The organism is Streptomyces lonarensis (assembly GCF_012033735.1).
GTDB lineage: Bacteria > Actinomycetota > Actinomycetes > Streptomycetales > Streptomycetaceae > Streptomyces > Streptomyces lonarensis.
Window position 1 is genome coordinate 1 of the sequence record NZ_JAAVJD010000169.1, and the last position, 11,329, is coordinate 11,329.

At 71.6% G+C, this 11,329-nt stretch carries 9 protein-coding genes; 8 read left to right on the forward strand and 1 reads right to left on the reverse strand.

The window, feature by feature from the left end:
- Positions 1–196: 196 nt before the first annotated feature.
- Positions 197–1,780 carry an acyl-CoA carboxylase subunit beta gene (locus HCN56_RS18560; protein WP_167972618.1) on the forward strand — a complete coding sequence of 528 codons (1,584 nt, stop codon included), beginning with the start codon at positions 197–199 and terminating at the stop codon, positions 1,778–1,780.
- Positions 1,781–1,856: 76 nt separating this feature from the next.
- A complete protein-coding gene (locus HCN56_RS18565) occupies positions 1,857–2,063 on the forward strand; it encodes an acyl-CoA carboxylase epsilon subunit (RefSeq protein ID WP_167972620.1) in 207 nt (68 codons plus the stop codon).
- Positions 2,064–2,992: 929 nt separating this feature from the next.
- Here HCN56_RS18565 and HCN56_RS18570 read toward each other — a convergent pair.
- Positions 2,993–3,220 carry a hypothetical protein gene (locus HCN56_RS18570; protein WP_167972616.1) on the reverse strand — a complete coding sequence of 76 codons (228 nt, stop codon included), beginning with the start codon at positions 3,218–3,220 and terminating at the stop codon, positions 2,993–2,995.
- A 499-nt stretch (positions 3,221–3,719) separates the two neighbouring features.
- On the opposite strand from HCN56_RS18570, the gene HCN56_RS18575 reads away from it, so the two are divergent.
- The 6 genes from HCN56_RS18575 (at position 3,720) to gltX (ending at position 11,292) form a co-directional block, all read left to right on the forward strand.
- The gene (locus tag HCN56_RS18575) at positions 3,720–7,301 is read left to right on the forward strand and encodes a sensor histidine kinase (RefSeq protein ID WP_167972622.1); all 3,582 of its coding nucleotides are present in this window, start codon (positions 3,720–3,722) and stop codon (positions 7,299–7,301) included.
- An 11-nt stretch (positions 7,302–7,312) separates the two neighbouring features.
- On the forward strand, positions 7,313–7,726 hold the full coding sequence (locus tag HCN56_RS18580; RefSeq protein WP_167931696.1) for a roadblock/LC7 domain-containing protein: 414 nt from the start codon (positions 7,313–7,315) through the stop codon (positions 7,724–7,726).
- Positions 7,727–7,789: 63 nt separating this feature from the next.
- A complete protein-coding gene (locus HCN56_RS18585; protein ID WP_167972624.1) occupies positions 7,790–8,200 on the forward strand; it encodes a DUF742 domain-containing protein in 411 nt (136 codons plus the stop codon).
- The gene (locus HCN56_RS18590) at positions 8,181–8,792 is read left to right on the forward strand and encodes a GTP-binding protein (RefSeq protein WP_167972626.1); all 612 of its coding nucleotides are present in this window, start codon (positions 8,181–8,183) and stop codon (positions 8,790–8,792) included. The genes HCN56_RS18585 and HCN56_RS18590 overlap by 20 nt, the downstream gene beginning before the upstream one ends.
- 204 nt (positions 8,793–8,996) lie before the next feature.
- Entirely contained in the window at positions 8,997–9,788 is a 792-nt protein-coding gene (locus HCN56_RS18595; RefSeq protein WP_167972628.1) for a fumarylacetoacetate hydrolase family protein, read from the forward strand.
- A complete protein-coding gene (gltX, locus tag HCN56_RS18600) occupies positions 9,781–11,292 on the forward strand; it encodes a glutamate--tRNA ligase (protein ID WP_167972630.1) in 1,512 nt (503 codons plus the stop codon). Before HCN56_RS18595 ends, gltX begins: the two co-directional genes overlap by 8 nt.
- The last annotated feature ends 37 nt before the right edge of the window (positions 11,293–11,329 follow it).

The following is an 11,329-nucleotide window of genomic DNA, read 5'->3' on the forward strand; positions in this document are numbered from 1 at the left end:
CGCCGGCCGTTCCCCACCCGGCGGCGGCCGCCCCGTGCGCGCCCCTGCACCCGCCCGCCACGCGCGCAACGCGCCCCGGGGTGCGCGCCCACCGCGCAGGACCCCGCCGATCTGTTCGGCCGGACCATGAAAACGGGACGGAGACTGTACGGATCCCACGAGGTGTTCCGGGCCGCCGGTTTCGTAGGGTCTTTACATGACCGATCAGCTCCAGACCTCCCTGCCGTCACCCGACGCCCGTGGCCGCGTGTCAGAACTGCGTGCGATCCGTGACGAGGTGGTCCGGGGGCCGAGTGAGAAGGCCACCGAGGCGCAGCACGCCAAGGGCAAGCTGACGGCGCGCGAGCGCATCGACCTGCTCCTCGACGAGGGGTCCTTCCAGGAGATGGAGCCGCTGCGCCGCCACCGGGCCAGCGGGTTCGGGCTGGAGAACAAGAAGCCCTACACCGACGGCGTCATCACCGGCTGGGGCACCGTCCACGGTCGCACCGTCTTCGTCTACGCCCACGACTTCCGGATCTTCGGCGGGGCGCTGGGCGAGGCCCACGCGCAGAAGATCCACAAGATCATGGACAAGGCGATCGCGGCCGGCGCCCCGCTTGTCTCGCTGAACGACGGAGCGGGCGCCCGCATCCAGGAGGGCGTCAGCGCGCTCGCCGGATACGGCGGCATCTTCCAGCGCAACACCCGCGCCTCGGGCGTCATCCCGCAGATCAGCGTGATGCTCGGTCCGTGCGCAGGCGGCGCGGCCTACTCCCCGGCCCTGACCGACTTCGTCTTCATGGTCCGCGAGACCTCGCAGATGTTCATCACGGGACCGGACGTCGTGCAGGCCGTGACGGGCGCCCAGGTGACGCAGAACGGGCTCGGCGGTGCCGACGTCCACGCGGGGACCTCCGGAGTCGCGCACTTCGCCTACGACGACGAGGAGAGCTGCCTGGAGGAGGTCCGCTACCTCCTGTCGCTGCTCCCGCAGAACAACCGCGAGAACCCCCCGGCCATCGAGAGCGACGACCCGGCGGACCGCTCCGGCGAGGCCCTGCTCGACCTGGTGCCCGCGGACGGCAACCGGCCGTACGACATGCGGCAGGTCATCGAGGAACTGGTGGACGACGGGGAGTTCCTCGAGGTCCACGAGCGCTGGGCCACCAACATCATCTGCACCCTGGCCCGGATGGACGGCCGGGTCGTCGGCATCGTCGCCAACCAGCCGCAGTCGCTGGCCGGCGTCCTCGACATCGAGGCGTCCGAGAAGGCCGCGCGCTTCGTGCAGATGTGCGACGCCTTCAACATCCCGATCCTGACCCTGCTCGACGTCCCCGGATTCCTGCCCGGGGTCGACCAGGAGCACGGCGGCATCATCCGCCACGGCGCGAAGCTGCTCTACGCCTACTGCAACGCGACCGTGCCGCGGATCTCCGTCGTCCTGCGCAAGGCGTACGGCGGCGCCTACATCGTGATGGACTCGCAGTCCATCGGCGCCGACCTCACCTACGCCTGGCCCACCAACGAGATCGCCGTCATGGGGGCCGAGGGCGCTGCCAACGTCATCTTCCGCCGGCAGATCGCGGCGGCGGAGGACCCCGAGGCCATGCGCGCCCGCATGGTCAAGGAGTACAAGGCCGAGCTGATGCATCCTTACTACGCGGCCGAGCGCGGCCTCGTCGACGATGTCATCGACCCGGCCAGCACTCGGGAGATCCTCATCCGCTCGCTTGAGATGCTGCGGACGAAGCACGCCGACCTGCCCTCCCGGAAGCACGGCAACCCGCCGCAGTGACGCGGCCGCCGCTTCCGCCCGAGGGCCGAGCGGCGCCCGACCGATCGCATCGACACAGACCTGAGGGGAGAACGACATGTCCACCGACACCAACCTGGTGCGGGTCGAGCGGGGGAGTGCCAGCGACGAGGAGCTCGCCGCCGTCACCGCCCTGCTGCTCGCTCGCGCCGGTCGCGCCCGCGAGACCGCACCGCGCGCCGCCACCGTCCACCGCACCTCGGTCGGCTGGCGCCGACTGGAGCGCACCACCGGGTTCCGCACCGCTCACAGCTGGCAGCACTGACGGCCGGTGCTCCCGCCACCTCCTGCGCCTTTGCCACCGCCGGGGCGTCGCCGCAGCGGGCGACCGGGCTGATCGCCCGCCCGCAAGCGCCGCCGGCCCGCCCGCCCCGCTCGACAGCGCCGTCGCAGCGCCGTACGCCTCTCGGCGTGCGGCGCTGCCGCGTCGCTGGCACCGCGAACGGGGCGACGGCGGCGCCGTGTCTGCTCCTGGCGGTGGATGGTCCGGCCGGGGCCGTTGTGGGGCCGGCTACCAGCTCCTCACAGCGCCTCATGCCCCGCGGTCGCTCTCCGCGCCGCACCTCTCGGCCGGACTCGGACCCGCAATCGGACTCGTCCGCGGCCCGCGGTCGGCGCGTTGCTCCGGGAGCGCACCGTGCCTTCCGCGCCTGCTGGTCCGACACGGCACGGTGCGAACGAGCGCCGCTGCTGTCGTTCGACGCCTGCTGCCTGCTGCCTGCTGCCTGCCGACCGGCAGCCCCGGCCCGCCCTTCTCCGCGTGACTGCGCCCGTGCGGTGCCGACCGCCCCGTGCGGTGGGTCCAGGACCGCGGCTGCCTCCGCCTCGTCGGGCTTGCCCCGTGCGCAGCCCGCGTCCCGCGGCTGACGCCCCGTGCAGGCCCACGGGGCGTCAGCCCGGCCCGGCCGCCGCCCCCGTGCCCGCGGTGGCGCCCGGCGTCCGCCCCACGCGCCGACCCGAGCCTCGGCGTCCCATCCCGCGCGCCAATCCGTGCGGGGCGTTCTGCGGCGCACCCTGCCGAGCCGTCGCAGTCAGTGGAGTAGGGGCCAGCAGGAGGAGCAGTACGGAAACGGCGAAAGCCCGGGAGGGCCGACAGCGTCGGCTCCTACCGGGCCCTCGTGCATCGGGAGCGACACGACGCCCCATGCCGTGCGGTGGACCCGCGCCCCCCGGCACCGGCCCTCCGCCTCCCCTTCACTCGGTGGGCAGGTCCACCAGGGTCGTGCGGCGCGGGTTGGCGGTCTGCGTCGGCAGCACGACCGACTCCGCCACGGGGCCGGCCTCCGGCGTGAGGTCCGAGGTGTCCGCGAGGTGCACGAGCGTGGTGCGGCGCGGGTTGGCGGTGGGGCGGTTGCTGAGTGTCGTCTTCACGAGGTCTGCCTCTTCGTCGGTCCTGCTCTTGTTCGTCGCCGGACGGCTCATCCACCAGAGGCTAGGGCGGGGTGGCGCTCCGCCACGCCGAAGCCCCAGGTGATCGCCTGTGAGGTTCATCACGAGGAGGGATGCAAAGGCGCCATTCCGGGGAGATGGGGCGCCGGTGCAAACCGGGACAAGCGGTGTGGTTGTCGATCTCCGCCGGCCCTGTCCGCCGGCCCCCGGTTGCGATGGCGACGATGCGGTGACGAGCAAAAGTCCGCTTCATCCGAACTTGCCCCCCACGGCTCGTGGCGAGGTGCGCGCGGAGCGTCATTCATGGCCCAGGAGTGATCCCGGCCCTTGTTGGAGATGTGGCTCTGTGCTGGAATTCCACGGACCGCGTGGGATATCGACCGTCACGCCGCAGGTGCACACCACCACCACGTCAACGGCCGATCCGGGGACGCTAAGGTCACCCACGACCGCCACGGAGCTTCTGGCTCCAGGTTCAACACCGTTCCGCCGCAGCAGCGGCGGGGCGCCTTGTCCAGAGGTTGCGACGCTAGTGCAGGGACGTTTCAAGAAGGAAGGCAGTGCCACCGGGGAGGCGGGGCCCAGCGGTCCGTCGGGCAGCAGCCCGGCGACAGGGCAGCAGCCCCACGGTGGTGAGCCCCTCCATGCCGCCGGCAGCACCGACGACGCCGCCCCCGAGCGCGTCGGCGAGAGCCCGGCCCCCGAGACCGACCCCGCCGAGGCCAACGCCGTCGGCTCCCGGTTGGCGATGCGCAACTGGCGCATCAGCACCCGCCTGGTCTCGCTGATCGCTCTTCCCGTCGTTGCGGCGACCGCGCTCGGTGTCTTCCGAATCCAGGACACCAACCAGGACATCGAGCAGCTGGACAACATGCAGCTGCTCACCGACATGACGCGGCAGGCGACCCGCCTGGCGACCGCGCTCCAGGAGGAGCGGGACCGGTCCGCGGGGCCGCTGATCGCGGACAACACCAGCGCCAAGGCGAGCAACATCGCCACGCTGCGGGACCGGACCGACAGCGCCCGCTCCGCCTTCGCCGACGCCACGCTCGGCATCGACCGGGACGACAGCACCCTCTCCGGCATCAGCAACCGCGTTCTGAGCATCGGGCGTCAGCTCAACCAGCTCCGCGACATCCGCGACGAGGCGTACGACGACCCGGCGTACATATCCCAGACCGTCAGCCGCTACAACGAGCTGATCGACTCCCTCCTCGCGCTCTCCCAGGACATGGCCCTGGCGACCAGCAACGAGGAGATGATCAACTCCACCCGCGCGCTGGCGGCGTTCTCCGCGGCCAAGGAATACGCCTCGATCCAGCGCGCCATGATCAGTGGCGGTTCCGCCCGGGGCGGCGAAGGCTTCTCGGGCAGCGACTGGCGTTACGGCAAGACGGCGCAGCAGAACGAGCAGGCGTCGATGCGGAGCTTCCAGCAGCTCTACGGCGACAGCGCCATCACCGAGCCGCTCGACGGCGGTATCGCCAACGTGGTGAGCGCCGGTCAGCTTGCGGACCGCGTCTTCGACGCCGAGGACGCGCTGGCCGACGAGCAGCTCTCCGACCAGGACGCCTACGACCTCCTCCGTTCCAAGGTCGACGCGATGGACTCCATCGAGCAGACCCTGCTGGCGGAGATGGAGCGCCAGGCGGAGGAGCTGCGTGACGAGGCGCAGCGCGACGCCATCCTCAACGGTGCCGTCATCATCCTCGTCCTCGGCATCTCCCTCGTCGGCGCCTTCGTCGTCGCGCGCTCCATGGTGCGGTCGCTGCGGCGACTGCAGGACACGGCGCAGGAAGTGGCCCACCGCCGCCTGCCCGAGGTCGTCCGCCAGATGAGCGAGGCCGACCCGCAGGACATCGACACCTCGGTGGCCTCGGTCGGTGTCCACACCCGGGACGAGATCGGCAAGGTGGCCGAGGCGTTCGACGATGTCCACCGCGAGGCGGTCCGACTCGCCGGCGAGCAGGCGCTGCTGCGGGGCAACGTCAACGCGATGTTCACCAACCTCTCGCGCCGAAGCCAGGGCCTGATCCAGCGCCAGCTCTCGCTCATCTCCGAACTGGAGTCCCGCGAGGCCGACCCCGACCAGCTGGCGTCGCTCTTCAAGCTCGACCACCTCGCGACCCGTATGCGTCGTAACGGTGAGAACCTTCTCGTCCTCGCCGGTGAGGAGCCCGGACGTCGTTGGACGCGCCCCGTGCCCCTCGTCGACGTGCTGCGTGCCGCGGCGTCCGAGGTGGAGCAGTACGAGCGGATCGAGCTGTCGGCGGTCCCCAAGACCGACGTCGCCGGCCGCGTCGTCAACGACCTCGTCCACCTGCTCGCGGAGCTGCTGGAGAACGCCACGTCGTTCTCCTCGCCCCAGACGAAGGTCAAGGTCACCGGTCACGCGCTGCCCGACGGCCGCATCCTCGTCGAGATCCACGACACGGGCATCGGCCTGTCGCCCGAGGACCTCGGCGAGATCAACGAGCGGCTGGCCAACCCGCCGACGGTGGACGTCTCCGTCTCCCGCCGCATGGGCCTGTTCGTGGTCGGCCGCCTGTCGCTGCGGCACGGCATCCGCATCCAGCTGCGTCCCTCCGACTCCGGCGGCACGACCGCGCTGGTCATGCTTCCCGCTGAGGTCGCACAGACCGCCGGGCGGCCCAAGCCGGCCCCGAACGGCGCGGCCGCACGGGGCGCGGCCGAGCCGCCCTCGGCGACGCTCCGTCGCGAGACCCCGCCGCGGCGCCAGCCCGGCGACGCGGAGGTCGGCGGCCCCCCGAACCGCAACCAGATGGCCGCACCGCCCGCCCGTGCGGCGCTCCCCTCTCGGCCCGGCACGGGCCGCCCCCAGGAGGCCGTGCCGCCGACCGGTGGTCAGCCCGGCCCCGCGGGGCAGCCGCACGGGGCGGGAGCCCCGGGCCGCCCGCAGGACCGCCCCAGCTGGGCCAGCCGCGGCGAGGACACCGGGCGAATACCCCCGGTGCAGGACAACGAGGCGCCGCGCGGGCACGACCAGGGCTTCGGCGGCGGCCAGTACCCGGCCACCGACGACTTCTCCGCCACGCGAGAGTTCCCGGCGGTCGACGGCGGCCACCCCGCTGCCGGTGCACTGCCGCCCGGGCAGGGCCGGCCCCACGGCCGCCCCGGCGGCCCGGGCCACCCCGGTCAGCAGCCCGGTCACGACCAAGAAGCCCCCGGCGGCTACTCCGCACCGACGGGCCACCACGGTCCGACCGGCACGGCGGAGTTCACGAGCCCCGTCTCCTCGCCCGGGGACACCGGGGAGCTCACGGGACCGTTCGGCGTCCACCAGGACCCGCACGCGGCCCAGCAGGGTCAGCACCAGCACGGGGCGTACGCCGACCCCCACGGGGCGCAGGCGGGTCCTCAGGACGGCCGCCAGCACGGCCAGGCACACGGGTACGGCCGTCCCGGGCCGGGCGACCACCAGCCCACCACCGAGATGCCGGCCATCGGCTCGCAGCAGTCCGAGGCGTCCCATGACCTCTTCGGGCAGTACACCCCGCCGCCGCAGCAGGAGCAGGTGGCGCCCCAGGCGCACTACGGCGCCGGCGGCCCGTCGGAGCGCACCCCGATCTTCGAGCAGGTCGAGTCGACCTGGTTCGGTGCCCGGAACGGCGCTCCGCAGCCGCACGAGCTGCCCCGTGAGGCCCCGGCGGCCCCGCAGGCCCCCCAGCCGCCCGCCACGCCCTCCAGCGGCCCGGAACGCTCCGCTCCGCGCGAGCTGCCCCCGTCCCGGCCCGAGCAGTCGGCCGCCCCGGCGGTCGGCAGCGGAGCCGCGGGCACCGGGCCCTCCTGGGAGTCGCCGAACGACGAGCGGTGGCGCCGCGCGGAGCAGTTGCGCTCCCCGGCCGCCGGCGGCGTCACCACCTCGGGGCTTCCCCGGCGCGTACCCCGCGCCAACCTGGTCGCCGGAACCGCGAAGGAGAAGGAGACCCAGGTGGCCCCGACCGGCCCGCAGGTCTCCCGTTCCCCGAGCGATGTCCGCGGCCGACTGACCAATCTCCGCCGCGGCATCCAGCAGGGCCGTCAGGCGGGAACGACGACCGGTGGCGAGAACACCGGACAGGGACTCGGTTCCCCCTACCGGCAGGAGCGTTGATGAACAGCCCGATGAGTCAGGCGGCCCAGAACCTGAACTGGTTGATCACCAGCTTCGTGTCCAACACCCCCGGGGTGTCGCACACGGTGGTGGTGTCGGCCGACGGTCTGCTGCTCGCGTTGTCCGAGGGTTTCCCGCGTGACCGTGCCGACCAGTTGGCGGCGGTGGCCTCCGGGCTGACCTCGCTGACGGCCGGCGCCTCCCGGATCTTCGAGGGCGGCGTGGTCAACCAGACGGTGGTGGAGATGGAGCGCGGCTTCCTCTTCATCATGTCGATCTCGGACGGTTCGTCGCTGGCGGTGCTCGCGCACCCCGACGCCGACATCGGCCTCGTCGGGTACGAGATGGCGCTCCTGGTCGACCGTGCCGGTGCCGTGCTCACCCCCGACCTGCGGGCCGAGCTCCAGACGAGCATCCTCAACTGACCCAGCTCCCCCACATGAGCACCACTGTCCGCATCGCCGACCTCATGTCCACCCGGAGGAGCTATGACGACCCCGCCCGCCTCACAGGGTTCCTACGGCACGCAGCACGGGCCGTACGACGATGACGGCGATCAGCCACTGGTGCGTCCGTACGCGATGACCGGTGGCCGGACCAGGCCCCGGTACCAGCTGGCCATCGAGGCGTTGGTCAGTACCAGCGTCGAACCGGTCCAGCTTCAAGGGCTGTTGCCCGAACACCAGCGGATCTGCCAACTCTGCATGGCCGAGGTCAAGTCGGTTGCCGAGGTTTCGGCGTTGTTGGCGATGCCGTTGGGTGTGGCTCGGATTCTGGTCGCCGATCTGGCGGAGGCCGGGCTTGTCGCTATTCATCAGCCTGGTCATGAGGGTGAGCCGGGTGGTCAGCCTGATGTGACGTTGCTTGAAAGGGTGCTCAGTGGACTTCGGAAGCTCTAGCGGTGGGGGCGGTGCGGCTCCGGCAGGTTCCGGGGCCGCGGCGCGGTCTACGACGTCGGCGAAGATCGTGGTCGCGGGCGGGCTCGGTGTGGGTAAGACGACGTTCGTGGGGGCTGTGTCGGAGATCAATCCGCTGCGGACCGAGGCGGTGATGACGTCTGCGTCTGCGGGGATCGATGATCTGACGCACACCGGTGGTAAGACCACGACGACGGTGGCGATGGACTTCGGTCGTATCACGTTGGATCAGGATCTGATTCTGTATCTGTTCGGTACGCCGGGGCAGGATCGTTTCTGGTTCATGTGGGACGATCTGGTGCGTGGTGCGATCGGTGCGGTGGTGCTGGTCGACACGCGGCGTCTTGCGGATTGTTTTCCTGCGGTTGATTACTTCGAGAATTCCGGTTTGCCGTTCGTGATCGCGTTGAACGGGTTTGACGGGCATCAGCCGTATTCTCCGGAGGAGGTGCGGGAGGCGTTGCAGATCGGGCCGGACGCGCCGATCATCACGACGGATGCGCGGCATCGGTCGGATGCGAAGTCCGCGCTGATCACGCTGGTCGAGCACGCCCTCATGGCACGCCTGCGCTGAACCACCACCGGCGGCCGTGCCGCCCGGTGCCCGGCACGGCCGGCACGCCCCCGCCCCCCATCGGCGGGGGCGCCGTCGTGTCCGCACCCGGAGCCGCATGCCGTGCGACGTCGGCCGATACCCTGTTGCGGCACAACGACGCACCGCCCGGCGCGCGCCGACATCGAACGCGCTCCGGCCTCCGAGTGAAGGGCAGCACCTTTCGTGCGCATCGCCAGATTCTCCATCGACGGAAACGTTGGCTTCGGCATCATCGAAGGAGACCCGGCCGACGAAGGCGGGCAGCTCGTCGAACTGATCAAGGGCCACCCGTTCGGCGACTTCGAGCGCAGCGGCCACAAGGTGCCGCTGGCCGAGGTCCGACTGCTGGCGCCCGTCCTGCCGAGCAAGGTCGTGGCCGTCGCACGCAACTACACCGAGCACGCCCGCGAGCTGGGCAACACCGTCCCCGAGGCCCCGGTGGTGTTCTTCAAACCGTCCACCACCGTGGTCGGCACCGGCGACCCCGTGCCCTACCCGACCTTCTCGCAGAACGTCCACCACGAGGCCGAGCTCGCCGTCGTCATCGGCCGCATGTGCAGTCGCGTCCCGCGGGAACGCGTCGCCGACGTCATCCTCGGCTACACCTGCGCCAACGACGTCACCGCCCGCGACACCCAGCAGACCGAGGGGCAGTGGGCCCGCGCCAAGGGGTTCGACGCCTCCTGCCCCCTCGGCCCCTGGGTCGAGACCGACATCGACCTGGACGCCGCCGGCGACCTCGCCGTGATGTGCACCGTCAACGGTGAGCAGCGGCAGCTGGGACGCACCAGCGACATGGTGCACTCCATCGCGGACCTCGTCGTCCACATCAGCGAGGCGATGACCCTCCTCCCCGGCGATGTCATCCTGACCGGCACCCCCGCCGGTGTCGGCCCCCTCACCGTCGGCGACGAGGTCGCCGTCACCGTCGAACGCATCGGAACCCTCACCAACAAGGTCGTGAAGCGTGACTAGCGCAGCCCTCCCGCCCGTCCGCGTACGGTTCTGCCCCTCACCCACGGGCAACCCGCACGTCGGACTGATCCGCACCGCCCTCTTCAACTGGGCCTTCGCCCGCCACCACGGCGGCACCCTGGTCCTGCGGATCGAGGACACCGACGCCGCCCGCGACTCGGAGGAGTCCTACCACCAGCTCCTCGACTCGCTCCGCTGGCTCGGCCTCGACTGGGACGAAGGCCCCGAGCCGTTCGACGCCACCCGCACCGCGCCCGGGGCCCACGGCCCGTACCGGCAGTCGCAGCGGATGGAGATCTACGCCGACATCGCCACCCGTCTCCGGGAGGCCGGCCACGCCTACCGCTGCTACTGCACGACCGAGGAGCTCGACCGGCGCCGTGAGGAGGCCCGCGCCGCAGGCAGGCCCTCCGGCTACGACGGCGCCTGCCGCGACCTCACCGACGAGCAGCGCGCCGCCCACGAGGCGGAGGGGCGCAGCCACGTGCTGCGGTTCCGCATGCCCGACGAGGCCATCACCTTCACCGACCTGGTGCGGGGCGAGCTCACCTTCACCCCCGACAACGTGCCGGACTACGGCATCGTCCGCGCCAACGGGGCGCCCCTGTACACGCTGGTCAACCCCGTCGACGATGCCTTGATGGGCATCACGCACGTACTGCGCGGCGAGGACCTGCTGTCCTCCACGCCCCGGCAGATCGCGCTCTACCGGGCACTCGCCGACATCGGCGTGGTCAACGGCGCCGTCCCGGAGTTCGGCCACCTGCCGTACGTCATGGGGGAGGGCAACAAGAAGCTCTCCAAGCGGGACCCCCAGGCCTCGCTCAACCTCTACCGCGAGCGCGGCTTCCTCCCCGCCGGCCTGCTCAACTACCTGTCGCTGCTGGGCTGGTCGATCGCCGAGGACCGCGACATCTTCACGCTGCGCGAGATGGCCGACGCCTTCGAGATCAGCGCCGTCAACGGCAACCCGGCACGCTTCGACCTCAAGAAGGCCGAGGCGATCAACGCGGTCCATCTCCGCGAGCTGCCGGTGGACGAGTTCACCGCCGCCTGCGAGCCCTGGCTCCGTGCGCCGTTCGCGCCCTGGAAGCCCGAGCAGTTCGACGCCGAGGCCTTCGCCGCCCTCGCGCCGCTGGCCCAGACCCGCCTCACGGTGCTCTCCGACATCACGGACAACGTCGACTTCCTGTTCCTGCCGGAGCCGGCCGTCGACGAGAAGTCCTGGGAGAAGGCGATGAAGCCCGGGGCTGCCGAGCTGCTCGCCACGGCGCGTGAGCGCATCGCGGCGTCGGCATGGGAGGCGGAGGCGCTCAAGAACGCGGTGCTGGCCGCTGGTGAGGCGCACGGGCTGAAGCTGGGGAAGGCGCAGGCACCGGTGCGCGTGGCGGTCACCGGCCGCACGGTCGGCCTGCCGCTCTTCGAGTCCCTGGAGATCCTCGGGCGCGACCGCACTCTCGCACGCATCGACGCGGCGCTCACCCGGCTCGCCTCCGCGAGCTGACACCTCCGGGCCCGGGTGCCGTACCGGCACCCGGGCC